Here is a 24,524-nt window from a genome sequence, read left to right as displayed (position 1 = left end):
GGGGGGGGGGGGGGCCGGCCGCGCCCCTCCGCCTCCTAGCTACTCCGCCGGGTCGGGGGGGGGGGGGGGGGGGGGGGGGGGGGGGGGCCCCCCCCCCCCCCCCTCCGGCGTGTCCGCCGCCGAAAGGCCGTGGGAGCACCCCGCCGGTAAACTGATGGCATCAGGCCCGCGCCGTTCAGCCGCGGGAGCGCACCACTCGGTCAGGCCTCCGCGAGGGTGCGAGCACTTCTCCCCGATACGGCATGCGCATCGCATCGCGCCGGCAGCGGGCAATTCCCTTAGCCGGCACCGGAGTTTGCCATGAGCAACGTCCTGCCCCGGGCTGCGGCCCTTGCTGCCGCAGCCCTCCTGACCACCACCGGCGCCTTGGTGGGCGCCACCCAGGCGTCGGCCCTGCCGACGGCGACCCCGACCTGCCGTCTGGCCGACCTGGAACTGGCCATCGGCGAGCCGGAATCCGCAGGAGGGGCGATCGACTACCCCATCCTGTTCACCAACACCACGAGCCACAAGTGCGCGTTGCGCGGGTATCCGGGCGTCAGCGTCACCAATGCCGGGCACCGCCAGATCGGCACCTCCGCGATCCGCACCGGCGAGCCGATCAGCACGGTGGTCGTCGCCCCCGACGAAACCGTGACCGCCGTCATGCGCACCGACAGCGGGTCGAACTGCCGGCCCAAGTCGACCTACGTCAAGGTCTACCCGCCGAACAGCGGCGTGGCCGAGGAGATCCGCTACGCGCTGCGGGTGTGCGGGATGTTCGAGATCAGCCCGGTCCAAGCCTGGTGATGAGCGTCGACCGTGGGTGCACCGAAAGAGCGGTGCACCGTACGGCGCACCGCCCTTTTCGCCACCCGTCGTCCTTTCAGTCGCTCTCGTAGAAGCCGATGCAGTCGACGAGCAGGTCGACGTCCTCCCAGCCCTGGTTCCAGAAGTCGACGAGGTTGTCCCGGCCCCCGGACGTCTGGACCAGGTTCGGGACGCTCGTGCCCGCCGTCCAGTTCAGGGCGGAGGCGACCGGACGCGGCGGCTTGACCGCGACGCCCGAGGCGTAATCGATCTCCCTGTTCGGGTCGGGGGCGACAGACAGGAAGCCCGCGCCCTTGGTGTTGGTGACGGTGGCGTTCAGCACCCAGCCGTCGGCCGGACCGGATGAAAGGGAGTTGAGCGGCAGCGCAAGGTAATCGCGGGCCGCAATCGGCCCCCTCTCGCGGTGTCCGCTCTTCTCACGGGTGTCGAGCACCCGGTACGGCTCCTCAAGGGGCCGGAAGGCGGCCCGGCTGTCCGGGCTGTAGTAGCCGACGACATCGATGACGACATCGGCCGCGCTCCAGCTGCCGTTGCGGATGGTGATCTTCCCGTCGGGGCCGACCGGCACGATCACCGAGTTGGCGACCGTCTGACCGGCGGCGAAGTTCACGCTGGAGGTGGACGGCGCCGCCTGCCCGCTCGGGTACGCGGTCAGGTGCCCGGCCGCCCGGGGGTTGGTGGCCGTCAGGTTGAGCGCCACGGCGGTGGCGCCCTTCGGCACACCGTGGCGCTCGGCGATGCCGACCTCGAAGCTGCCGTAGCCGGCGACCTGACCCTTCGCCGTACCGAGACCCTCCCGGGTGTCGACGGCGCGGACCGGGTCCAGCGAGGTGTAGCCGCTGGCGGCCGACGCCGTGAAGTAGCCGGTGACGTCCGCGATCAGGTCGACGGGCGCCCAGCCGCCGTTGAACATCTGCACGTGCCCGTCCCGGACCGGGACGATCACCAGGTTCGGAACGGTCTGGCCTGCAACGTAGTTGAGGTTCGACGTCGCGGACCCGATGTATTCCTTGCCCGGCTGGACGGCGACGTGGCCCGCGTCGGTGGCGTTGGTGACGGTGACGTTGAGGGCCACGGCGACGACGTCGGCGGGGATCTGGGCGGCGCCGCCGACCTTCAGGGCCACCGAGCTGCGCCCCCCGACCTTGGCCTTGGCCGCGCCGAGGCCCGAGCGGGTGTCCAGCAGCCGGGTGGGCGCGTGCGGGGTGAACTCGGTACCGGCCGGGGCGGCCTTGATCTCCTTCACGACCGTGATGTCGTGCGCGGTGTCCTTCACCGTGACCGTGACGGTGTGCGAGCCCACCTCGGCGTACGAGTGGTGGGTGCTGCGCTGGACGGAACCGGCGGCGGTGGCCTTGTCCGTGGTGCCGTCGCCCCAGGCGATGGTGACGTCGAGCGCGGCGGCGGCGCTGGAGATGTCGTACGCCAGGAAGATGCCGTGCGCGGTGGCCGCGCGGGCGTTCAGCGCGATGGCCAGGTCCGGGTTGCCCGCCGCGGGCGCGGCCAGCGCCGTCGTGGGGAAGAGAGCAACACCGGCTGCCACGAGAGCAGCGGAGACTACGAGTCGGCGATTGAGCACCGGCCCCCCAGATTTCTGTGAGCGTACGAAGTGTGAAGCGTGGAATGTGAAGCAGCGCGAAGTGCGGAGCTAGACCGTCTGGTACCAGCCGAGCAGGTCGAAGACCAGGTCGATGTCCTGCCAGCCCTGGTTCCAGAAGTCGACCATGCCCCCCTTGCCGCCGGACGTCTGCACCAGGTTCGGGACCGTCGCGCCCGCCGTCCAGTTCAGGGACGAGGAGACGGGCCGCTGCGGTGTGACCGCGGTGCCCTTCAGGTAGTCGGGCCACGTGTTCGGGTCGGCCGCGACCGAAAGGAAGCCCGTCCCGGTGGTGTTGGTGACCGTGGTGTTCAGCACCCAGCCGTCGATATCGGAGTTCGTCGTGTCTCCGTCGAGCCGCACCGGGAGGAAGGTGCGGGCCGGGATCGGCCCGGCCTTGCGGCCCCAGCTGTCCTTGCGCGTGTCCATGATCCGGTACGGTCCCCCGATGGACACGAGGGCGGACCTGCTGTCGGTGCTGTAGTAGCCGACCACGTCGGCCACCACGTCGGCCCGGTCCCAGCTGCCGTTGCGGATGGTGATCTTCCCGTCGGGGCCGATCGGCACGATCACCGAGTTGGCGACCGTCTGACCGGCGGCGAAGTTCACGCTGGAGGTGGCCGGCGCCGCCTGCCCGCTCGGGTACGCGGTCAGGTGCCCGGCCGCCCGGGGGTTGGTGGCCGTCAGGTTGAGCGCCACGGCGGTGGCGCCCTTCGGTACGCCCCCGCGCCCGGCGATGTCGACCCCGAAGGTGCCGTAGCCGGCGACCTGGCCCTTCGCCGTACCGAGACCCTCGCGGGTGTCGACGGCGCGGACCGGGTCCAGCGAGGTGTAGCCGCTGGCGGCCGACGCCGTGAAGTAGCCGGTGACGTCCGCGATCAGGTCGACCGCGTCCCAGCCGCCGTTGATCAGCTGTACGGAGCCGTCCTCGCCGACCGGCACGATGACCTGGTTCGCCACGGTCTGCCCCGCGACGTAGTTCAGGTTCGACCCCTCGTCGAAGCCGTACGAGCGGGGCTGGACCACGACGTGGCCCGCTCCCGTGGCGTTGGTGGCGGTGACGTTGAGGGCCACCGCCCTGACCCCGGCGGGGACCTTGGCGGCGCCGGCGACCTTCAGGGCCACCGAGCCCCGCCCCGCGACCTTGGCCTGCGCGGCACCGAGGCCCGCGCGGGTGTCCAGCAGTCGGGTGGGCGCGTGCGGGGTGTACTCGGCGCCCGAGGTCACGAACTTGAGCTCGTTCACCGCCTCGCCGCCGTTCGTGGTGTCCTTCACCGTGACCTTGACGTCGTACGAGCCGACCGCGGCGTACGTGTGCTGGGTGTTGCGGTGGTCGACGGCGAAGCCGCCCACGGTGGCGGTGAACTTGTCCGTGGTCCCGTCGCCCCAGGAGATGGTGACGTCGAGTACGGCGTCGTCCCAGGGGACGATGATGGACTGTAGATCGATCGAGTGCGCGGTGGGCGCCGTGGCGCGCAGGTCGATCCCGAGACGCGAGTCGTCCCGGGCGTCCTGCGCACGCGCGGCCCCGGCCCGGGCGCCGAACGGCGATGTGACCACCGTACGGTCGGCGGGGCTGGAGAAGGTCTTGCCCCCGGGCAGCGTCCCGCCCTTGCCCGGGTTCGCACCGGGCGTCGCGGCGGCCCCGTGGGCGGCGGGCGCGACGGGCCCCGCCGCATGAGCCACGGTCCCCGGGACGAAAACAACACCCGCCGCCACGAGGGCAGCGGAAAACATGAGACGGCGACGGAGCACCGTTCCCCCCTTGGTCTGATGCAGAACCTTGAACAGGTTCGAAAAGTCCTGATCAGCCTACAGAAACGTCAGCGGCTTGATCCACCGGGTTCATGTCCCGGTCCACCGGGTTCCCGTCCGGCGCCGAGCAGGGCGTCGATGCCCGCCTTGATCTGCCCGACCGGCACGTCCTGCGCCGTGAGGTGCTCGAACAGACTCGGTACGAACGGGGCCAGCAGCAGGTGCGCCAGGACCGCCGCGTCGGCCTCGGGACGGGCCTGGCGCAACAGCATCGCGACGTGCGTGTGCATGGTCAGGTACGCACCGCTGGCGTACCGGGCGCCCGGCGACGCGGCTTCCGCCACGGCCATCACCGCCCGCTGCTCGACGAGCCGTTCGGCCAGGGTGTGCAGGAAGGCGCGCAGCCGCACCGCGGGCGGCGCGTCGGGGCCGAGCGGGGCCGGCCCGCTCATGAAGGCCTCCTGGAAGCGCCGCTCGTCGTCGTCGAGCAGCGCGAACAGCAGGCTGCTCACGTCGCCGAAGCGCCGGTAGACGGTCCCGACCCCCATGCCCGCGGCGTGGGCGACGGCGTTCATGGTCACCGCGTCCGGCCCCCGCTCGGCGACCAGCCGCGCCGCCGCGTCCAGGATCTTCCGCCTGTTCCTGGCGGCGTCCGCGCGCTCGGGCGGGGCCTGCCCCGTGACCGGGAGTTCGATGCGGCTCATACCCAGAGGCTACCGGACACCTCTTGCCAACCGGATGACTATCCGCTTTACTCTCACTCATTGAACCGGATAGCAATCCACTTATAGATGGGGTCCTCACCATGAGCGCCAAGGTCGCGGTCGTCTACTACTCCTCCACCGGAAACGTCCACGAGCTCGCCAAAGCCGTGGCCGAAGGCGCCGAGAAGGCGGGCGCCGAGGTCCGCCTGCGCCGGGTGCCCGAACTCGCCCCCGATGCGGCCATCGACTCCAACCCGGCATGGCGGGGGCACGTCGAGGACACCAAGGACGTCGAGGTCGCCACCCTGGACGACCTCGCCTGGGCCAACGCGTACGCGTTCGGTTCGCCGACCCGGTACGGCAACATCGCGGGCCAGCTGAAGCAGTTCCTCGACACCACCGGCGGCCTCTGGCAGCAGGGCGTCCTCTCCGACAAGCCGGCCACCGGCTTCACCAGCGCGCACAACGCGCACGGCGGCAACGAGTCCACACTGCTCGCCCTCTACAACACGTTCCACCACTGGGGCTCGGTCATCGTCGCCCCCGGATTCACCAGCCCGGACGTGTTCGCCGCCGGCGGCAACCCGTACGGCACCTCCCACCCGGGCAGCAGCGGCGCCGTCAGCGAGGAGACCCTGGCCGCGGCCCGCCACCAGGGCGAACGGCTCGCCCGGTTCGCCGCCCGCCTGGCCGCCACGACCGACCTCGTCTGACACCGACGGGAAGGGGCCCGTCCGATCAGCCGATCGGACGGGCCCCTCAGTGCTGTTCCGGGCTCCTGCGCGCCCGGGGGATCACCTGGTCTGGTAGACGCCGTAGACGTCGACGATGAGGTCGGCGTCCTTCCAGCCCTGGTTCCAGAAGTGGATCACACCGTGCTCACCGTCGCTCGCCTGTGCCAGGTTCGCGACGGTCTTGCCCGCGGTCCAGTTCAGGTTGGAGGACACCGGACGCGGCGGGACGGGTGCGCCGGGCTGGTCGTTCACCAGCCACGGGAACGGGCTCGGGGCCACCGAGAGGAACCCCGCGTCCGTCGTGTTGGTGACGGTCGTGTTCATGACGTAGGCCTCGTCGCCCGCCGGGTCGTCGATGACCGCGAACCCCTTCGCGATGTACCCGCGGGCCGGGAACTTCCCGCCCGGGTACCAGTCGCCGGGCACACGGGTGTCGAGGTACCGGTAGTTGCCCGTCGGCGAGTAGGCCGCCTTGCCGTCCTTGCTGTAGTAGCCGACGACGTCGACCACCACGTCGGCGGGGGACCACGAGCCGTTGAACACGTTGACCGACCCGTCGGGGCCGACCGGCACGATCACCGAGTTGGCCACCGTCTCACCGGTCGCGAAGTTCAGGCTGGACGCGGTCGGGACCGTGCCGCCGCCCGGGTACAGGGACAGGTGACCGGCGTCCTTGGGGTTGGTCGCCGTCACGTTGAGCGCCACCGCCGTGACCCCCTGGGGAACGCCCTTCACACCGCCGATCTGCGCGCCGAAGGACTTGCGGCCGGCGAGCTGGCCCTTGGGCGTACCGAGCCCGTCGCGGGTGTCGACGAACCGCGTCGGGGCCATCGTGGTGTAGCCGCTGGCCGGGGTGTGGGTGAAGTAGCCGGTGATGTCGACGACCAGGTCCACCGGGCCCCATCCGCCGTTGAAGAGGTCGACGTAGCCGTCGGCGCCGACCGGCACGATGACCAGGTTCGAGACGGACTGGCCGGCCGCGTAGTTGAGGTTCGACGTGTCGGGGATCCCGGTGTCGTCACCCCGCCACACCGTGATGTGGCCCGGCTCTGCCGTGTTCGTGACCGTGACGTTGAGGGCGACCGCCTCCACGCCGGTGGGCACGCCGGAACCGCCGGCGGGAATACCGCCGATGCCGGTCACCTTCACGCGGGTCGTGCCGCGACCGGCGACCTTGCCCGCCTTCGTGCCGGTGCCGTTGCGGGTGTCCAGCAGCCGGGTCGGGGCGTACGGGTTGAACTCGGTTCCCTGCGTGAGGTGCGAGAACCCGTTGACGGCCCGGACTCCGTTCGCGGCGTCGGTCACCGTCACCTTCACCTGGTACTCGCCGACCTCGGTGTACGTGTGGTTGTCCCACCGGTCGCCGGAGCCCTTGGTGGTCACCTTGTCCGTCTTGCCGTCGCCCCAGTCGATGGTCACGTCGAGCGGCACGTCCTCGCTCGTGATCGTGGACTTGATCTCGAGGCCGAGCGCGGTGTGGTCGGAGCCGGAGATGTCCAGGGCCAGCTGCGGGTTGCCGGCAGCGGACTGCGCCTGCGCGGCGGCAGCCTTGTTCCCCCCTGCGGGCAGCGCCGTGCGGACGGTCCGGTCGGCAGGGCTGTGATACGTCTTCAGTGCGGTCTTCCCGGGCTCCGCCCGGACGGGCGCGGCGGGTGCGGACGGGCCGTCCGCCGCCGAGGCCATGCCCGGGATGAGTCCGAGACCCGCCGCCATCAGGGCAGCGGACATTACGAGTCGGCGATTGCGCACCGGCCCCCCATGTTTTCGTTTTTGAACGCGATTCAGTGCGAAGCGCGATCAGCGTACACAGCGATTCGGACATCGCCTCCACGGGTTTCGGGCCAGGTCAGCGCACCTCCGGCTACGCCGCCACCCAGCCGGCGAAGCCGGCCCAGGCCGCGGGGGCCACGGCCAGGGCCGGGCCGGTGAGGTCCTTGGAGTCCCGCACGTGGACGGCGTGCGGGCAGGCGGCCACCTCGACGCAGTCACCACCACCGCCGTCGCTGTAGCTCGACTTGCGCCAGTCGTAGGCGACCTCGACGCAATCGCCGCCGCCGCCGTCGCTGTAACTGGACTTGAACCACTGCAGGGTGTTGGCGCTCATTTTTTCCGTTCTCCTGCCAACCGCTGGATGAGTTCCAGAGATTCATCGGGACTCAGTGCCTGTGAGCGGATCTTCGCATACCGCTGTGCGAGTCGGGACACCTTTGCCGGGTTGCTGATGAGGAGGCCCTCGTCGTTGATTTCCATGTAGACGACGTGATGATGATCCCCGGTTTCCACGACTTTCATCGGGCCGCGCTCGCCCGCGTGGGAGCCCTTCAGGCCCCGGCGCTTCGCCAGGACCTGCACCGATACGTTGTCGCGTTGGGCATCCTCCGCGAGCGACAGAAGCTGCCCTCGTTGGACGTCCCAGCTCCCGTACGGACGCTCGAGAACCCCTTCCTCGACGATCAGTTCGATCATCGCCACCGGGTCGCGATCGAACAGCGCCTTGCGCGCCATCCGGGCCTCGACGAGCTCCTCCGCCCGGGCGTCCGACACCGGCGGATAGCTGCCCTTGAACACCGCCCGGGCGTACGACTCCGTCTGGAACAGGCCGTCCATCACCATTGTCTGGTACGAGGAGAGCATGAGGGCCTCGGCTTCCACCTGCGAGAACTTCCGGAAGCGGACCGGGTACTTCTCCATCAGGACATACTTCCGCGCGCTCTCGAAGAAGCCGCGTCGGTCACCGATCGCCACCTCCAGGCCCACCAGCATGTTGTCGCTCACCGGCTGCGCACCCGTTTCCATGGCGCTGATCGCCGAGCCGGTGTAGCCGATCATCTCCCCCACCGCCACCTGCGTCAGTTTCTTCTCCAGCCGGAGGATACGGGCGATCTCTGCGACGTACGACGTCGCCGGTCGCTCGTCGTCGTTGTCATTTTCCCTGTCCTTGTTGGCCGCAGCCTTCGACATTGCGAACACCCCCGAAACTAAACGAACTCAAATGGTCTCCAGCACGTAATGCTCATATCCCAGACTTCTCACCTATCAAGTCCGAGACCTAGAAAACGGTAGACCTGAGCCCTCACGCTTGGCCCATGAACACTGAAAGTCACGCACCCAACTCCCGCACGCCCAGCTGGATTCCGGCCGCCGGTATCGGAATCCGCAAGGCAGGAGTGCTGTTTGACGCAGTACGTGTGGACGGTGACATGGGACGGGACCTGGCCGATCTCCTCGTCACGCTCACTGGCGGTGACCCCGGGCCGATCGTCGTCCAGGCCAACGGCAGGCGGCCCGTGTACTTCCTGATCCCGGTCGGGAGTGCCGCGTACCGGATCTGGCCACCGGGCTTCACACGGCTCGCTTCGGGGCCGCACCGGACCACGTACATCCCCGTCCCGGCCCTCGACGGCGCCTGGCCGCTGGCCTGGCGGTGTCCGCCGGCGCGGGAGGACCGGTTCGTGCACGCCCTGCTGCTGTACCGGGCCGCCGGCCTCTACCAGGCGAGCTGCGAGATCTCCTCGGCCACCACCGCGCAGGCGTCCGCGGCCGGGTCGATCAGCGGGAAGTGACCGACCCCGTCCAGCAGGGTCAGGCCCACGGTCTCCCCGGCCTTGGCCGCGGCGGCCACGTACGACTCGGCCACCGACGGCGGGACCACGATGTCCTCGCGGCCGTGCACGACGGCCGTCGCGATCCCGGTCGGCAGCAGGACCGCCGGGTCCGCGAACGGCAGGCGCTCCGCCCACTGGTCGGCGCCGCCCAGCAGCTGCGCGGACGCGCCGCCGCACACGCCCAACTCCTCCGCGGCCACGAAGTCCGCGATGGGGGCCAGCGCCACCACGCCGCGCAGCGGCGGCGGGGAAGGCAGCCTCCAGGCGGCCGGGGATTCGGGCGGCAGGACGTGCCGGGCGGCCGCCCACAGTGCGAGATGGCCGCCCGCCGAGTGGCCGGTGATGACCGTACGGCGGCGGTCGGCCTGCGGGAGGTGGGCCGAGGCCAGGCCCGGGAGGGCGTCCATCGCGGCGGCGACGTCGTCGAAGGTCTCCGGCCAGCGGCCGGCCACGTGGCCCCCGGCGTTCTGGCGGGGCAGGGAACTGCCGCGCCGGTACTCGACGTTGGCGACCGCGAAACCCCGGCGGGCCAGGAAGTCCGCGAGCGGGGTGATGTGGTGCCGGTCGTAGGGGGCCCGCCACGCACCGCCGTGCAGGACGACGACCAGCGGGGCCGCGCCCGCCTCGGTGTCGCCGCGCGGGACGTAGAAGTCGATCACCTGGTCGGGGTGGTCCCCGTACGACCCGGTCGCATCGGGGGCGACCGGCGGGTGGGAGAAGGCCGAGGCGGCCTCGGCGGCGTCCCGTTCGACTGCGGGGTCCGTCATCGGCTCGACCTCTCGGTAACGCGTGGGACTGGTGTTCCGGCAGAGCGGGACCGTATCAGGCCGGAACAGAACCTTCCGTGGTGGGCGGCGGCTACGGACGGAATGTGCGGGGGCGGACGGGGCCGAAGCCCCGCCCGCCCGGTTGCCGTGACGTTTCTCCCCTACATCACCCGAAAATGTGACCCAGTGTCCGGGCGGCCCGCTCCGCATCGGCGAAACCGACGTAGAGCGGGGTGAAACCGAAGCGCAGGACGTCCGGGGCACGGAAGTCCCCGATCACACCTCGGGAGATCAGGTCGTCCATGACCTCACGGGCGTTCTCGGTGCGCAGCGAGACCTGGCTGCCGCGCCGGTCGTGCTCGGCCGGGGTGACCGATTCGACCTTGCCGGCCGGGACGTACGCCGCCACGCACTCCAGGAAGAAGTCCGTCAGGGCGAGGGACTTGGCCCGTACGGCTTCCACCGGGACCCCGTCCCAGGCGTCGAGTGCGGCTTCCAGGGCCAGCATGGACAGGATGTCCGGGGTGCCGACCCGGCCGCGTATCGCACCGGCCGCCGGGGCGTAGTCCGGGGTCATCGCGAAGGGTTCCGCGTGGCCGTTCCAGCCGGGGAGCGGGGAGTCGAAGGCGGCCTGGTGCCGTGCGGAGATGTAGAGGTACGCCGGGGAACCGGGGCCTCCGTTCAGGTACTTGTACGTACAGCCGACCGCGAGGTCGACGCCGTGCTCGTCGAGGTCGACGGGGAGGGCTCCGGCCGAGTGGCACAGGTCCCAGACGCTGACGGCCCCGGCGGCGCGGGCCGCCGCGGTGAGGGCCGGCAGGTCGTGGAGGCGGCCGGTGCGGTAGTCGACGTGGTTGAGGAGGACGACGGCGGTGTCCTGCCCCATCGCCCCGGCCGCGTGGGACGGGTCGACCGGGACGACGGTGAGACCGGTCATCCGGGCGGCCGACTCGGCGATGTAGCCGTCGGTGGGGAAGGTGGACGCGTCGACCAGCAGCTGCGTGCGGCCGGGGCGGGCCAGGCGGGCGGCGCCGACCAGGGCCTTGAACAGGTTGACGCTGGTGGAGTCGCCGACGACCGTCTGGCCGGGGGCGGCGCCGATGAGCGGGGACAGCTTGTCGCCGATCCGCTCGGGGGCGGTCCACCAGGTGCCGCTGCTCCAGGACTGGATGAGCTCGGTGCCCCACTCGTGGGTGATGACCTGGGCGATGCGCTGGGCGACGCCGGTCGGCAGGGCGCCGAGGGAGTTGCCGTCCAGGTAGACGACGCCGTCGGGGAGGGTGAAGCGGTCGCGGAGCTTGCCGAGCTCGTCGGCGGTGTCCAGCTCTGCGGCGCGGGCGGCCAGGTCCGCAGGGAAGTTCGCGTCAGACATGGCTTCGCGCCGTCCAGAGCTCGGGGAAGACGTTCTTCGTGGCGCGCTTCTCGAGCCAGGTCACGCCGGCCGAGCCGCCCGTGCCGGTCTTGGCGCCCATCGCGCGGCGGGTGGCGACCAGGTGGTCGTTGCGCCAGCGCCAGACGAGCTCCGCGACGTCCGTGAGGACCTCGCCGAGGCGGTGGAGGTCGAGCTGGGCGTCGGGGTCCGCGTACAGGGAGGTCCAGACGGCCTCGACCTCGGGCGAGGGCTCGTACCGCTGGGAGAGGTCGCGGTCCAGGACCGCGGCCGGGACCGGCAGGCCGCGGCGGGCCAGCAGGCGCAGCACCTCGTCGTAGAGGCTGGGCTCCTGGAGGGCCTTCTCCAGCTCCGCGTGGACGCGCGGGGCGCCGCGGTGCGGGACGAGCATGGAGGCCGACTTCTCGCCGAGCAGGAACTCCATCCGGCGGTACATCGCCGACTGGAATCCGGAGCCCTCGCCCAGGGCGGCGCGGTAGGCGTTGAACTGGCCCGGGGTGAGCTGGGCGAGCGGGCGCCAGGAGGCGTTGAGGGCCTCGAGCTCGCGGAGGGATCGTTTCAGCGCATCCATCGCGACGGGGATGCGGTCCTCGCGGAGGGCCTTCGCGGCCGTCTCCCATTCGTGGACGATGACCGTGAACCACAGCTCCATGACCTGGGTCGTCACCAGGAAGACCATCTCGCCCGGGTCGTCCGAGCGCAGGTGCTGGAGGTGGGTGAGGACGTCCGCCTGGACGTAGTCCTCGTAGGGGGTCGTGCCGGCGAAGTCGAGGTTCGGGGTGTCCGAACCGGCTCCGGAGGCATCAAGGGTGTTCGACATCGCTGTCTCCTCGACACGTGCTTCCGGGTAGCGGTCCGCTCCTTCCGATGGGTGAGTGGAGCCCCGGTCCCCTGCCCGCATCATAGGACCGGTTGCCGGACTCCCTCCAGCGCGGTGTGACCGGGGTCACGGTCACTTTTCGGACACTACGGCCGGTCGGGGCCCCGCTGCGAGGGCCCCGACCGCGTACGCGTGCGCGCGGTTCAGGCGCCGAGGGTGTCCGCCGCCGTCTCGGACGAGTCGCGCAGGAAGGTCGAGCAGCGCTCGTACTCCTCCTTCTCGCCGATCGCCTCGGCCGCACGGGACAGGGCGTACAGGGCGCGCAGGAAGCCGCGGTTCGGCTCGTGCTCCCACGGCACCGGTCCGTGGCCCTTCCAGCCCGCGCGGCGCAGGGCGTCGAGGCCGCGGTGGTAGCCCGTACGGGCGTACGCGTACGACTCGACGGTGCGGCCGGCGGCGAACGCCTCGTCGGCGAGGGTCGCCCAGGCGAGGGAGGAGGTCGGGTGCGCGGCGGCCACCTCGACGGCGGGCGTGCCCGCGGCCAGGGCCTCGCGGCCCGGCTCGTCGGGGAGGTGGGTGGGGGCGGGGCCCCCGAGCAGGTTCTGGTGAATGGACATGGTCCAAGTCTGGGGCATCGGGCCCCTGTGCGGTGCGGTGGTGGCGCGTACCGGCGGTGGTCCAGCCACCGCTGCGGCTGCCGTGGGTGAGGGGTGGTGGGCGCCCCACCACCAGTCGGCCCAGTCGTGTGCCCGGCGCACCTCCCCGGCGAGGGGGCCCCGGGCGGACGGTAGGAGGGCCATCGACGAAGGGGGAGTCGTGAACACCAGCATCAGCAGCGCGAACAGCAGCACGTACCAGGGCGTCCGGGCGGGACGACGGAAGCTCGCGGACGAGGCCGTCGAGGAGCTGTGCGCGGCGGTGTTCACCTCTCTGCGGCGCAAGGACCAGCGGGAGCGGGGACGGCAGTACGTACGCGGGCTGCTCGCGGCGGAGGGCCGCAAGTCGATCCGCAACATCGCGCAGCAGCTGGGGGCGGGGGCCGGCGCCACGGCGGCGGAGCAGAGCCTGCACCACTTCATCGCCGCGTCGACGTGGGACTGGCAGCCGATCCGCGCGGCCCTGGCGCAGTACCTGGGGCAGGCGGCTCCGCTCAACGTGTGGGTCGCGCAGCCGATGGCGATCCCGAAGGGCGGGGAGCACTCGGTGGGGGCGGGGCACCGCTTCGACCCGCACCGGGGCCAGATGTTCCGCGGGCAGCAGGCGTTCGGGATGTGGTTCACGTCGCCGGGGGTGGTCACGCCGGTGGGCTGGCGGCTGTTCCTCGGCGAGGAGCCGGAGGCCGCGCAGACCGAGTCGTACGAGGGCTACGAGGAGTGCGCGGTGACGGGCGTGCTCGACACCCTGCGGGAGTCGGGCCTGGCGCCGCGGCCGGTGGTGCTGGACATCCGGGACATCGCGACGCGGGCCACCCTGAACCGGTTCGCCGGGGCGCGGGTGCCGGTGGTGGGGCGGATCAGCCCCGAGGCGCGACTGCTGGTGACCGACCCTCGGCTGCCGGGCTTCGGCGCGGGGACGCTCGCCGCGCGGGACATCCTGCAGAACGTCAGGGGGCTGCGGATGCCGGTGGAGTGGGCGGCTCCCGACGCTCCGGGGGCGCGGCGGACGTCGCTGGTGGCGGCGGTGCGGGTGATGGTGCCGGATCCGGCGCCCGGGCGGCGGCGCGAGGTGCTGCTGTTCGGCGAGTGGGAGTCGGCCCGGCGGCTGCCGACGCAGCTGTGGGTCACGGACATGGTGCGGACGGATCCGGGGGCGCTGGTGCGGATGACGAAGACGGCGCACCGGGTGTCGGCGGCGGCCGGCCTCAGCGTGCAGGAGATCGGGCTCCGGGACTTCTCCGGCCGCTCCCTGCCGGGCTGGCACCGGCACGTGACCCTCGCGTCGGTGGCCCACGCGGCCCGCAGCCTGGAGCCGATGGCGCCCCCGGTTCCCGGCCGGCACAGCCTGCTGCGCCGTCCCCGCCCGCACCCCGCCCTGGCGGCCCGCTGACCCGGCCCCGGCCGCCCCGGCCGGGCGACGAAGGGCCCGGCCCGCCGTTTCGGTACGGCGGGCCGGGCCCTTCGGCACAGCGGGTGGAGCGGGTGCTACTTCAGCTTCGTACCGGTCGAGCGCAGGTTCGCGCACGCCTCGGTGACGCGCTTGGCCATGCTCGCCTCGGCGAGCTTGCCCCAGGTGCGCGGGTCGTAGGTGGACTTCTTGCCGACCTCGCCGTCGACCTTCAGGACACCGTCGTAGTTGCGGAACATGTGGTCCGCAACCGGGCGGGTGAAGGCGTACTGGGTGTCGGTGTCGAGGTTCATCTTCACGACGCCGTTCTCCAGCGCGGTGGCGATCTCCTGCTCGGAGGAGCCGGAGCCGCCGTGGAAGACGAAGTCGAACGGGCTGGTCTTGCCGTACTTCTCGCCGACACCCTGCTGCAGGTCCTTCAGCAGCTCGGGGCGCAGGACGACGTTGCCCGGCTTGTAGACGCCGTGCACGTTGCCGAAGGAGGCGGCCAGCAGGTAGCGGCCCTTCTCGCCCAGGCCCAGGGCCTCGGCGGTGCGGATCGCGTCGTCGACGGTGGTGTACAGCTCGTCGTTGATCTCGTGGGTGACGCCGTCCTCCTCGCCGCCGGTCGGGGTGATCTCGACCTCGAGGATGATCTTCGCGGCGGCGGCCTTGGCGAGCAGCTCCTGACCGATCGCCAGGTTGTCGGCCAGGGTCTCGGCGGAGCCGTCCCACATGTGCGACTGGAAGAGCGGGTTCAGACCCTTGGCCACGCGCTCGGCGGAGACCTCGAGCAGCGGGCGGACGTAACCGTCCAGCTTGTCCTTGGGGCAGTGGTCGGTGTGCAGCGCGACGGTGACGTCGTACTTCGCCGCCACGATGTGCGCGAACTCGGCCAGGGCGACCGCACCCGTGACCATGTCCTTCTTGTACTGGCCACCCAGGAACTCCGCACCACCGGTGGAGATCTGGATGATGCCGTCGCTCTCCGCCTCCGCGAAGCCGCGCAGTGCAGCGTGCAGGGTCTGGGTCGAGGTCACGTTGATCGCCGGGTAGGCAAACTTGCCTGCCTTCGCCCGGTCGAGCATCTCGTTGTAGACCTCGGGGGTTGCGATGGGCATCTGTCCGCTCCTTGGATGTGCGGGGAGTGTGCGATTGCTGGCCCTGACCTGGGGGCGACGTAACCGTCGGGCTCATCTTTCCAGACTCCGCGCGACACTCCACCCGTGCCGACCGGACCGTTTCACGTGAAACATCGGGCCCGGTCGGGAAAGAGCAGGTCAGGACCTGTGCCCGGAGCCCCGGGGAGCTGAGTCATCAGTTCTCCGGGGGGCCAGAATGCGAGATCGGGCGAGATCGGGCGGGATCAGGCCAGGTCGAGGTCGGCGAGCTGGTAGCCGGTGAGGTAGGGCAGTCCCGCTGCGGCGATGGCGTCCGCGGCCCCGCGGTCCACGATCGTGGCGACGGCGACGACCTCGCCGCCGGCCTCGCGGACGGCCTCGACGGCGGTCAGCGGGGACCCGCCGGTGGTCGAGGTGTCCTCGACGACCAGGCAGCGCTTGCCCTTCACGTCGGTGCCCTCGATGCGGCGCTGCATGCCGTGGGCCTTCTGCGCCTTGCGGACGACGAAGGCGTCGAGGCGGCCGCCGCGCGCGGCGGAGGCGTGGAGCATCGAGGTCGCGACCGGGTCGGCGCCCAGGGTCAGACCGCCGACGCAGTCGAAGTCCAGGTCGGCGGTCAGGTCGAGCATGACCTGGCCGACCATCGGGGCAGCCTCGCCGTCCAGGGTGATCCGGCGGAGGTCGATGTAGTAGTCGGCCTCCTTGCCGGAGGAGAGGGTCACCTTGCCGTGCACGACGGCCTTGTCCTTGATCTGCTGCAGAAGCGCATCGCGTACATCACTCATGACCCCGAGCTTAATTGGGCGCCGGTGCTACGAGAGCCGCCGCCAGGTCCACGTCGTGGAGATCTCCAGCGGGTCCACGGGGCTGACCAGGCGCGGCAGGGTGTTCAGCCCGTTCGGCGGGCCGGACTGCGGCTCCACGCAGACGGCCTCGGGCTGCTCGTCGTACACGACGACCCATTCCGCCCGGCTGGTGATCTTCAGTTCGAGTGCGCCGGGCCAGGTCAGGGTCGCCTCGACGCCGTCCGGCATGCCGAAGCAGTCGTCCCAGGGGCCGGGCAGGGGGTCGATGCGCTTGCCGGTGGGCAGGTGGTCGGCGCCGCGCTCCTCCTGCCAGGCGGGTGCGAAGTCGAGGCGCACATCCTCGCCGCCGGTGCCGAGGTTGCGGTGGAACCAGGGGTGCCAGCCCGCCTGGGCCGGAAAGGAGTCCCCGTACGTCTCGACGCCCAGGGTGAGGGTCAGCGAGTCGGGGCCCAGCTCGACGATCTGCGTGACCCGGCCCGGGTACGGCCAGGGCTCGGCGAGGTCGTACGTGAACGCCGCGTCGGTGGCGGTGACGCGGGCGGGGCGCCAGGACGCGTCGCGGCCGAGGCCGTGGATGGCGTGCGGCGGATGGTTGGCCGGCAGCTGGTGGACGACGGCCCCGTCCCGGAACTGCCCGTTCGCCGTGCGCCCGCACCACGGCACCATCGGAAAGCATCCGTAGTGGGGGCCTTGGCGCAACAGCTCCGTGCCGTCGATGCGCAGGCTGCTGATCCGGCAGCCGTTCTCCTGGTCGACGGTCACCTCGGCGCCGCCTGCGCTCAGTTGCGTACTCATGCCGCCGACTCTAGGGGGTGTCGTGGGGATCCAACCCGGCATGATCCACAGGACACCCCTGGCGGGGCGTCAGCGGCGGCGGCGCAGGGCTCGGCCGACCACGACCGCCGAGGCCAGCGCCAGGGCGGCGGCCGGGGCGATCCAGCGCAGGTTCGCGCCGGCGCCGGCGGCCGCGGGGGCCGGGACCGGGGCGTAGCGGCCGCGCGGGGGTGCGTGGTCCACCTCCTCGGCGCTTCGGCCGATCATGGTGCGGCGGGCGTGGGCGGCCTCGGCGGGGGGCTGCGCGGCAGCACCGAACCCGTCGATCCCCCCGCTCTCCCCGCTCTCCCCGATCTCGCCGCCCTCCCCGATCCGGCCGAAGTCCGGGAGGCCCTCGAAGTCGCCGTCCATGAACGGGTCCAGGGACGGGGGCGGCACGTCGGTGTCGAAGACGGATGCCGTGACCTCCGTGACGCCGCCGTCCTCCCCGTCGGGTACGTCGCCTTCCGCCTCCTCGGCCTCGGCGATGACGTCGGTGACCGGCTCCGCCGCTTCGCCCGCCAGCGCCGCGAGCTGTTCGGCGGCCCGCTCCAGGAGCCGCTGGACGGCGGTCGCGGTGGCTTCCGGCGGGAAGGCGGCGGCGCGCCCGTCGGCGGCGGCCTCGGCGGTGAACCCCAGCCGGGTCCCGTCGTCCACCGGGGTCAGCAGCAGCGCCAGCGACAGCTTGACGGTCCCGCTGCCGCGGATCTCCGTGCCCTCACCGGCCACGGTGAAGACGTACGGATCCCGTTCGGTGACGGACAGGGCCCCGCGGTAGGTGACGGTGTTCCCGCCGACCCGCAGTTTGAGGCGCCCCGACACGGGCCCGGACGCCGCGTCGGCGTCCTGCTGGAGCCCGGGGACGCAGCGGGCCACCCGGGCGGGGTCGCGCAGCACGGCGCGCAGATCGTCTGCCGGTACCGGAACGAACACCTGATGCTCCATGTGGTCGAGCCTACCGACGAGAGACCCTCCCGCACCCGGTCCGGCGCTTACGAATACCGCGGGTGCGGGAGCGTCGAGGGCGGCAGGCCCGCCACCCGGGTGCGCTCCGCATCGCGCGCGGCGTCCTGCAGGGACTGCGTGGACAGCGAGCGCAGCCCCGGCGTGTCGCGGCCCACGCGCAGCTCGGGGACCCGGTCCCGGCCGGCCAGTACCAAGCCCCAGTCCTGCGGCGGCCCGCCGGTCGTGCCGAGGCTGCGGTCGGGGCCGGCGGCGAAGCCGGAGAGCCGGCCGCCCGCGCTGTAGGGAGCGGTGTGCAGGCCGGCCGCGCGCAGGGTGGCCTCGACCGTCCAGTACGTGCGCGGGCGCGTGACCAGCGGCCCGGCGTGTACGGCGAGCCGCCCGCCGGGGCGCAGCGCCCGGGCGGCGAGCCCGTAGAACTCCTGCGAGTACAGCTTCGTGCTGGGCGTGATGCCCGGGTCGGGGAGGTCGGAGACGATGACGTCGTACCGGTCCCGGGCGGCGGGCCCCCGCAGCCAGCGGAACGCGTCCTGGGTGACGACCCCGAGGCGCGGGTCCTCGTACACCCGGCCGTTGAGCGCCGACAGCATCGGGTCGGTGCGGGCGAGCCGGACCACGCCGGGGTCGAGCTCGACGACGGTGACGGAGGTGACGTCGCGGTAGCGCAGCACCTCGCGCGCGGCGAGCCCGTCGCCGCCGCCGAGGACCAGCACCCGGGCGTGCGGGCCGGTCATCGCGGGGTGCACGAGGGCCTCGTGGTAGCGGTACTCGTCGTAGCCGCTGACCCGCAGCCGGCCGTCGAGGAACAGGTCGAGGGAGCGCGGGGAGCCGGTGGCGGGACCGGTCAGCACGAGCTCCTGGACGCCGGTCTGCTGCGCGACCCGGACCTCTGCGCCGTAGACGGCGCGCCGGGCGACCCGCTCGAAGTCGTCGGCGAGGACCGTCGCGCAGGCGAGGACCGCCAGCACGGTGACGTTCGCCGTGATCAGCAGCCAGCGCGAGCGCCTGCTCAGGTCACGGCGGAACAGCCACAGGACGAGGCCCGCGCCGACGACCGCGTTGACCGTCCCCGTCAGCATGGCGCCGGTGAGCTGGCCGAGCACGGGCAGCAGCAGGAACGGGAAGGCCAGCCCGCCGACCAGGGCGCCCACGTAGTCGGCGGCGAACAGGTCGGCGACGGCGCCGCCCGCGTCCTGCCTGCGGATCCGCTGGATGAGGACCATCAGCAGCGGGATCTCGGCGCCGATGAGCACGCCGATCGCGAAGGAGAAGGCCACGAGGGCGGGCCGGGACTCGCCCAGCCACGCGAAGCTCGCGTACAGCGCTATCGCCGAGAGCCCGCCGAGCAGGGCCAGGCCCGCCTCGATGACGGCGAATCCGAACGCGGGCCGCCTGCGCAGCCGTTTGGCCAGCAGGGAACCGACCCCCATCGCGAAGACCATGACGGACAGCACGACGGACGCCTGGGTGACGGAATCGCCGATGAGGTAGGAGCCGAGGGCGAGCAGCTCCAGTTCGTACACGAGCCCGCAGGCGGCACAGACGAACACGGTGGCCAGGACGAGGAGTCGGCCGGTCCGGGGCCGTACGGGCAGGGCGGCCGGGAGGGCCGCCACGCCCCGCGGCTCCGGAGCCGGGAGCACCCGGCGCGGGACGGAACGGTCGATCATGAAGCGAACGGTACGTCACCGCACACTCGCATCCCGTCACCCACATGGGTGCAAGTGACCTGCCGTTCCAGCCAGTTGGCGCAACCATGTGGGGACGCACGCGGCGCACGCGCCCCGGAACTCCCAGCCCAGTCCCGCACTACCGTGCGGCGGACTCCACGGCGCCCGCGGGTGCGCCCGTGCGCACACCGACCCTCGTACGAGTGGCCACCAACTGGCCTTCCTGCGGGTACGCGTGCCAGGTCCGCCAGCGCACCTGCCCCTCGTGGCGCTGCGCGAGCAGGGCGGTGAAGGCGTGCGGGCTGCCGGGAAAGGTTCCGGCCAATCCGTTCGGGTGATCCGCGACCAGCGCCAGCAGCTCCTGCGCACGCCCCGCGAAGGAGCCCTGCGACAGGGTCTCGACCCGCGCGGCGAACTCGTACTCCCAGCCCCCCATCCGCTTGGCCACGCCGAGCGGCAGCGGCGTGCTGCTGCCGGGCATGCAGGCGACCGTCTCCGAGCAGAGCACCCGGCCCTCCTCCAGGAGCACCTGGTGCGAGGCGCCGAGCAGGCGCAACTCCACCTTCGCGCCCGCCAGTTCGAGGTTCAGTACGGCCAGGGCGGGCAGTCGGTCCCGACCCAGGGCCCAGGCGAGGTCGGCGGCACGCGTGTCGGTGTAGGTGGTCTGGAGGGTCGTGAGCATGAGTCGGCTCCGCAAACGCGCGAGGGAGATGGGCCGGGGCCCGCCAGCGGTAGTCAACGGGTGGGGGGACACCGGCACGGGTCCACAGGAAGTCCAGGGAGGTCCGAGGACTGGTCTACTCAACCGAGGGAATCATGAAAGGCACGGCACTCACAGCGTTTTTACCCAACTTGATTGGGTTTACATCCCCCCGGGGGCTACACAGTTCACGTGTTCAACCACGGGCGTCCCGCGCGTCGCACCACGGCCGGCCGGGGAGCCCGAACATGAGGGCGCCCGACGGCAGTTAGCACCGCCGGGCGCCCCGACGCACGCGGCGCCAGCTGCCCCGTGTCAGCTGGAACCGCAACCTCCGCCGCCGCAGGAGGACGATCCTCCTCCGCACGACGAGGAGGAACCGCAGGAGGACGAGGAACCGCAGGACGAGCCGCCCCCGCACGAGCTGGAGGACCCGCTGCCGTTCGCCCACCACGACGAGCGGGAGCCGGAACCGGAGCCGGTCCAGGCGCGGACCACCTTCCGCACCAGGAGCACGAAGCCCAGGACGACCAGCGCCACGAACCCCAAACCGAAGACAGACATGACACCCAACCCCCGTTCACGTTCAGCGCCCCGGTCCCCCGGGGTGTGAAGGGGGGATGCCCGCACGCCACCCGGGCCAAAGCACACTTGAGCAAGTCCAGAGGTTCCCCGCAGGATGGCGCCCATGAGCGCACCTGTGGGCGGCAGCCGCCCCCTCCTGAACCGCCGCCTGGCCTCCTTCGGCACGACGATCTTCGCGGAGATGTCGGCCCTGGCCGCCCGCACCGGGTCGATCAACCTCGGCCAGGGCTTCCCCGACACGGACGGCCCCGCCGAGATCGCCGAGGCCGCCTCCCGCGCCGTGCTCTCGGGCCTGGGCAACCAGTACCCGCCCGGCCCCGGCATCCCGGAGCTGCGCACCGCGATCGCCGAGCACCAGCAGCGGTTCTACGGCCTGGCCCACGACCCGGACACGGAGGTGCTGGTCACCGCCGGCGCGACGGAGGCCATCGCCGCCTCGCTGCTCGCCCTGCTCGAACCGGGCGACGAGGTCATCGCCCTGGAGCCGTACTACGACTCGTACGCGGCCTGCATCGCGATGGCCGGCGCCACCCGCGTGCCGGTCACCCTGCGCCCGGACGCCGGAGCCTTCACCCTCGACCTCGACGAACTGCGGGCCGCGGTCACCCCGCGTACCCGGCTGCTCCTGCTGAACACCCCGCACAACCCGACGGGCACGGTCCTGACCCCGGCCGAGCTCGCGGCGATCGCGGAGCTGGCGGTGGAGCGCAACCTCCTCGTCGTCACGGACGAGGTCTACGAGCACCTCGTCTTCGAGGGCGCCCACGTCCCGCTGGCCTCGCTGCCCGGCATGCGCGAGCGCACGGTCACCATCAGCTCCGCCGGCAAGACGTTCTCCTTCACGGGCTGGAAGGTCGGCTGGATCACCGCCCCGCCGGAGCTCGTCTCGGCGGTCCGCTCGGCGAAGCAGTTCCTGACGTACGTCTCCTCGGGCCCCTTCCAGTACGCCATCGCCGAGGCCCTCAACCTCCCCGACAGCTACTACGAGGGCTTCCGCGCCGACCTGGCCGCCAAGCGCGACATCCTCGCCGACGGCCTCACGGCGGCCGGCTTCGAGGTCTTCCGCCCCCGGGGCACGTACTTCATCACCACCGACATCACCCCGCTCGGCGAGAAGGACGGCCTCGCCTTCTGCCGTGCGCTCCCGGAACGCTGCGGTGTCGTCGCCATCCCGAACCAGGTCTTCTACGACCACCGGTCGGCAGGAGCCACCCAGGTCCGCTGGGCCTTCTGCAAGAAGGACGAGGTCCTCGAAGAGGCCGCCGCGCGCCTGCGGCGGCTCTGAGCGGGGCGCTCATCGCGGGGACGCCTGCGGGCCGGGCTGATTTCACCGGAGATTCCGGGGGCATTCACGCCCGCGGGCAGGTGGTGAGCTTTAGGGTGCCCGAGGCTCTCCTCGTCGGGATGGGCGTACGCACGCAGCGCGGGAAAGACGGGGTTCATGACGGCGACGGGCAGTGCGTCGGTTTCCGTGCGGCCGCAGCAGCTCCGGACCGGCAGGGTGCCCGCCGCCCTCGTCGCGCTCGGGGTGTTCGCCGCCGTCCGGGCCGGCGGGGCCCTGGTGCTCACCGTCGGGGCGTGGTGGGCCGGCCGGAGCCCCGTACGCGTGCTCGGGCACTCCTGGGACTCCGTCTGGTACCTCGGGATCGCCGTGCACGGCTACGGCCGCACCCAGATGTGGGCCGGGTCGGGGCTGGTGCAGAGCGACTACGCCTTCTTCCCGCTGTACCCGCTGCTCGTCCGGCTGGCCGGGGCCACCCCCTGGGCCGGGCTGTTCGTCGCCTGGACCGCCGCGGCGGTGGCCGCCCTCGGGGTGTACCGGGTCGGGGAGCTGGTGCTCGGCCCGCGCGCCGGGGTGCTGCTGGTGGCGCTGTGGGCGGCGACCCCGTACGCGGTGGTGCTCACCCTCGCCTACACCGAGCCGCTGCTGGCCGCGCTCGCCGCGTGGGCCCTGTACGCCGTACTGCGCGGGCGCTGGGTGTGGGCCACGGGCCTCGCCGTTCTCGCCGGACTGACCCGCCCGACCGGGATCGCCGTCGCCGCCGCCGTGTCCGCCCTGGCCCTGCACGCGCTGCTCGTCCGCAGGTCCCGCGCGCCCGAGGTGTGGGCGGCCGCGCTGCTGGCCCCGGCGGGCTGGGCGGCGTACGTCACGGCCGTCGGGATACGCATCGGGGATCCGGCCGGGTACTTCACCGTGCAGCGGCGCTGGGGCTCCCGCTTCGACTTCGGCTCGTACACGACGGGCACCGTCTGGCGGGTCCTGACCGGCGGGCACGTACCGCTCGCCACCGTCGTGACCGTGGCCGTGCTGGCCGCGGCCGGGCTCCTGGCGGTGCTCCTGCTGCTCGACCGGATGCCTCCGGCGCTGCTCGTGTACACCGCCGTACTGCTGCTGATCACCTACGGCGGGGCCGGCTACTTCGAGTCGAAGCCGCGCTTCCTGCTGCCGGGGTTCCCGCTGCTCCTGCCGGTCGCCGCCGCAATGGCGCGAGCCCGGCCGCGCTCCGCGGTCGTGGTGACCGCGGGGCTGGCCGGGCTCTCGTACGGCTACGGGCTGTACCTGCTGCTGATCGCCCGCGTGCCGCTGTGACGGGTGGCGACGACTAGTTGTCGTCGTCCCCGTCCTTGTCGTCACCGTCGGTGGAGTCGATCTCCTTCTCCAGTCCGAGCTGCTCCACGAGCCACTTGTCGAACTCGATGGAGGCACGGACCCAGCTGACCGTGGAGGAAACGAAGTGCTCCAGGTTGACGCCGGTGCCGATCAGCATCTGCGCCTCGCCGATCAGGCGGACGGAGCCGTCGTCGTGCGTGTGGCTGTAGACCTTCGGCCACAGGGTGCGGCGGTTCCAGTCGTCGATCGACTCGAGGAGCTGGGGCTTGTCCTCGATCGCGTGCGGACGGTCGTAGAAGGTCCGCACCGAGAAGACCTGCTGCTCGTCCTCGCCGCGGAACATGAAGTACGTACGGAACTCCTCCCACGGCGCCGCGAGGTCACCCTCGTCGTCGACGACGTACTTGAGCTCCATCTGCTCCAGCAGCTGCTTGACCAGATCCTGGTCGGGGACGACGGGGCCCGCCGGTCCTGTGGCCTGCGGATCGGGCTGCTGCCCTCCGAAGTTCGGAATCGAGGCCGGGTCGATGCTCACCGTGATTTCCCTTCGTGCGGATGATGTCATCCTCCCCCATGGCTCCCACCCCCTGTCCACCCCCGGCCGCTACGATCCGCGCAGGGCGGACAAGGAGTGGGCCGCCGACGCGGTGGAAGACGGGGACCCATGGCGGGGCGGGGCGGCATACGCGGGCTCGCGGTCGCGGTGCCGGCCGCACCGCTGATCATCGGCGTCGCCGGTGCGGTGTGGCTGTGGTGGGCGATGGGCCACTGGGGCGACGACGCCGCGGACGGCCCCGGGAGCACCGGTACGGCGATCGCCTGCGCGCAGGCCATGGAGTTCGCCCGCGCGAGCCGTTCCGGATGGACCGGAGCGGGCTGGACGCGTGGCTGGCCGCCGCCTTCCCGCAGAGGCAGGAGCACGGGCGCAAGCAGCGTCCGGTTCGTCGCGCACGACGCGTGAGGGCCCGGCCGCACGAGGGGGGCCCTGGCCCCCCTCGTGCGGCCGGAGCGCACCAGGGCTTGTCAGAGG

24 protein-coding genes are annotated in these 24,524 nt (G+C 71.9%); 7 read left to right on the top strand and 17 right to left on the bottom strand.

Annotation, left to right across the window (positions count from 1 at the left end):
- Positions 1-300: 300 nt before the first annotated feature.
- Positions 301-789 carry a DUF4232 domain-containing protein gene (locus tag ACFYXK_RS32080; protein WP_389414346.1) on the top strand — a complete coding sequence of 163 codons (489 nt, stop codon included), beginning with the start codon at positions 301-303 and terminating at the stop codon, positions 787-789.
- A 76-nt stretch (positions 790-865) separates the two neighbouring features.
- On the opposite strand, the gene ACFYXK_RS32075 is transcribed toward ACFYXK_RS32080, so the two are convergent.
- From ACFYXK_RS32075 to ACFYXK_RS32065, 3 genes are all read right to left on the bottom strand, one after another.
- Positions 866-2,353, bottom strand: a complete 1,488-nt coding sequence (locus ACFYXK_RS32075; protein WP_389414345.1) for a hypothetical protein — start codon at positions 2,351-2,353, stop codon at positions 866-868.
- Positions 2,354-2,458: 105 nt separating this feature from the next.
- The gene (locus tag ACFYXK_RS32070; protein ID WP_389414344.1) at positions 2,459-4,093 is read right to left on the bottom strand and encodes a hypothetical protein; all 1,635 of its coding nucleotides are present in this window, start codon (positions 4,091-4,093) and stop codon (positions 2,459-2,461) included.
- Positions 4,094-4,230: 137 nt separating this feature from the next.
- Positions 4,231-4,866, bottom strand: coding sequence for a TetR/AcrR family transcriptional regulator (locus tag ACFYXK_RS32065; protein WP_389414343.1), 636 nt, complete (start codon positions 4,864-4,866; stop codon positions 4,231-4,233).
- Between the two features lie 101 nt (positions 4,867-4,967).
- On the opposite strand from ACFYXK_RS32065, the gene wrbA reads away from it, so the two are divergent.
- Positions 4,968-5,579, top strand: a complete 612-nt coding sequence (gene wrbA, locus ACFYXK_RS32060; RefSeq protein ID WP_389414342.1) for an NAD(P)H:quinone oxidoreductase — start codon at positions 4,968-4,970, stop codon at positions 5,577-5,579.
- Positions 5,580-5,660: 81 nt separating this feature from the next.
- On the opposite strand, the gene ACFYXK_RS32055 is transcribed toward wrbA, so the two are convergent.
- The 3 genes from ACFYXK_RS32055 to ACFYXK_RS32045 all read right to left on the bottom strand — a co-directional run bounded on the left by ACFYXK_RS32055 (position 5,661) and on the right by ACFYXK_RS32045 (position 8,561).
- Positions 5,661-7,328, bottom strand: a complete 1,668-nt coding sequence (locus ACFYXK_RS32055; protein ID WP_389414341.1) for a PKD domain-containing protein — start codon at positions 7,326-7,328, stop codon at positions 5,661-5,663.
- A gap of 133 nt (positions 7,329-7,461) precedes the next feature.
- Positions 7,462-7,704, bottom strand: coding sequence for a DUF397 domain-containing protein (locus ACFYXK_RS32050; RefSeq protein WP_389414340.1), 243 nt, complete (start codon positions 7,702-7,704; stop codon positions 7,462-7,464).
- The gene (locus ACFYXK_RS32045; RefSeq protein WP_389414339.1) at positions 7,701-8,561 is read right to left on the bottom strand and encodes a helix-turn-helix transcriptional regulator; all 861 of its coding nucleotides are present in this window, start codon (positions 8,559-8,561) and stop codon (positions 7,701-7,703) included. Before ACFYXK_RS32045 ends, ACFYXK_RS32050 begins: the two co-directional genes overlap by 4 nt.
- A 239-nt stretch (positions 8,562-8,800) precedes the next feature.
- Between ACFYXK_RS32045 and ACFYXK_RS32040 the strand changes: the two genes are divergently transcribed.
- Positions 8,801-9,163 (top strand): hypothetical protein, encoded by a 363-nt coding sequence (locus ACFYXK_RS32040; protein ID WP_389414338.1) that lies wholly within the window; start codon positions 8,801-8,803, stop codon positions 9,161-9,163.
- Here ACFYXK_RS32040 and ACFYXK_RS32035 read toward each other — a convergent pair.
- From ACFYXK_RS32035 to ACFYXK_RS32020, 4 genes are all read right to left on the bottom strand, one after another.
- Complete coding sequence (locus ACFYXK_RS32035; RefSeq protein ID WP_389414337.1) at positions 9,088-9,972, bottom strand: alpha/beta hydrolase family protein; 885 nt, start codon at positions 9,970-9,972, stop codon at positions 9,088-9,090. The genes ACFYXK_RS32040 and ACFYXK_RS32035 overlap by 76 nt on opposite strands.
- A 166-nt stretch (positions 9,973-10,138) precedes the next feature.
- Complete coding sequence (kynU, locus tag ACFYXK_RS32030; protein WP_389414336.1) at positions 10,139-11,344, bottom strand: kynureninase; 1,206 nt, start codon at positions 11,342-11,344, stop codon at positions 10,139-10,141.
- The gene (locus ACFYXK_RS32025; RefSeq protein WP_389414335.1) at positions 11,337-12,182 is read right to left on the bottom strand and encodes a tryptophan 2,3-dioxygenase family protein; all 846 of its coding nucleotides are present in this window, start codon (positions 12,180-12,182) and stop codon (positions 11,337-11,339) included. Before ACFYXK_RS32025 ends, kynU begins: the two co-directional genes overlap by 8 nt.
- 203 nt (positions 12,183-12,385) lie before the next feature.
- Positions 12,386-12,799, bottom strand: coding sequence for a DUF3151 domain-containing protein (locus tag ACFYXK_RS32020; RefSeq protein ID WP_383506307.1), 414 nt, complete (start codon positions 12,797-12,799; stop codon positions 12,386-12,388).
- A 199-nt stretch (positions 12,800-12,998) separates the two neighbouring features.
- Here ACFYXK_RS32020 and ACFYXK_RS32015 point away from each other — a divergent pair, with 199 nt between their 5' ends.
- Complete coding sequence (locus ACFYXK_RS32015) at positions 12,999-14,228, top strand: IS701 family transposase (RefSeq protein ID WP_389414334.1); 1,230 nt, start codon at positions 12,999-13,001, stop codon at positions 14,226-14,228.
- A 95-nt stretch (positions 14,229-14,323) separates the two neighbouring features.
- On the opposite strand, the gene fbaA is transcribed toward ACFYXK_RS32015, so the two are convergent.
- From fbaA to ACFYXK_RS31985, 6 genes are all read right to left on the bottom strand, one after another.
- On the bottom strand, positions 14,324-15,346 hold the full coding sequence (gene fbaA / locus ACFYXK_RS32010) for a class II fructose-bisphosphate aldolase (protein ID WP_389414333.1): 1,023 nt from the start codon (positions 15,344-15,346) through the stop codon (positions 14,324-14,326).
- Positions 15,347-15,591: 245 nt separating this feature from the next.
- Positions 15,592-16,131 carry an orotate phosphoribosyltransferase gene (pyrE, locus tag ACFYXK_RS32005; protein WP_389414332.1) on the bottom strand — a complete coding sequence of 180 codons (540 nt, stop codon included), beginning with the start codon at positions 16,129-16,131 and terminating at the stop codon, positions 15,592-15,594.
- Between the two features lie 27 nt (positions 16,132-16,158).
- Positions 16,159-16,947 carry an aldose 1-epimerase gene (locus ACFYXK_RS32000; RefSeq protein WP_389414331.1) on the bottom strand — a complete coding sequence of 263 codons (789 nt, stop codon included), beginning with the start codon at positions 16,945-16,947 and terminating at the stop codon, positions 16,159-16,161.
- Positions 16,948-17,016: 69 nt separating this feature from the next.
- Positions 17,017-17,910 (bottom strand): SRPBCC family protein, encoded by an 894-nt coding sequence (locus ACFYXK_RS31995; RefSeq protein ID WP_389414330.1) that lies wholly within the window; start codon positions 17,908-17,910, stop codon positions 17,017-17,019.
- A gap of 47 nt (positions 17,911-17,957) precedes the next feature.
- Positions 17,958-19,598 carry a polyamine aminopropyltransferase gene (locus tag ACFYXK_RS31990; RefSeq protein WP_389414329.1) on the bottom strand — a complete coding sequence of 547 codons (1,641 nt, stop codon included), beginning with the start codon at positions 19,596-19,598 and terminating at the stop codon, positions 17,958-17,960.
- A gap of 139 nt (positions 19,599-19,737) precedes the next feature.
- Positions 19,738-20,280, bottom strand: coding sequence for a DUF2617 family protein (locus ACFYXK_RS31985; protein WP_389414328.1), 543 nt, complete (start codon positions 20,278-20,280; stop codon positions 19,738-19,740).
- A gap of 697 nt (positions 20,281-20,977) precedes the next feature.
- Here ACFYXK_RS31985 and ACFYXK_RS31980 point away from each other — a divergent pair.
- Complete coding sequence (locus tag ACFYXK_RS31980) at positions 20,978-22,168, top strand: pyridoxal phosphate-dependent aminotransferase (protein ID WP_389414327.1); 1,191 nt, start codon at positions 20,978-20,980, stop codon at positions 22,166-22,168.
- A 156-nt stretch (positions 22,169-22,324) separates the two neighbouring features.
- Positions 22,325-23,473: a hypothetical protein gene (locus ACFYXK_RS31975; RefSeq protein ID WP_389414326.1), complete on the top strand. Its 1,149-nt coding sequence runs from the start codon at positions 22,325-22,327 to the stop codon at positions 23,471-23,473.
- 13 nt (positions 23,474-23,486) lie between these two features.
- On the opposite strand, the gene ACFYXK_RS31970 is transcribed toward ACFYXK_RS31975, so the two are convergent.
- Positions 23,487-24,029 (bottom strand): YbjN domain-containing protein, encoded by a 543-nt coding sequence (locus ACFYXK_RS31970; protein WP_383506341.1) that lies wholly within the window; start codon positions 24,027-24,029, stop codon positions 23,487-23,489.
- 129 nt (positions 24,030-24,158) lie between these two features.
- Between ACFYXK_RS31970 and ACFYXK_RS31965 the strand changes: the two genes are divergently transcribed.
- Positions 24,159-24,455 carry a hypothetical protein gene (locus ACFYXK_RS31965; protein WP_389414325.1) on the top strand — a complete coding sequence of 99 codons (297 nt, stop codon included), beginning with the start codon at positions 24,159-24,161 and terminating at the stop codon, positions 24,453-24,455.
- Positions 24,456-24,524 lie beyond the last annotated feature (69 nt).

Origin of the sequence: Streptomyces sp. NPDC002209 (assembly GCF_042890265.1) — a bacterium.
In the GTDB taxonomy this organism is placed as follows: Bacteria; Actinomycetota; Actinomycetes; order Streptomycetales; family Streptomycetaceae; genus Streptomyces.
The sequence above is the reverse complement of the archived record's forward strand: the minus strand, read 5'-3'. Positions and strand labels throughout refer to the sequence as shown.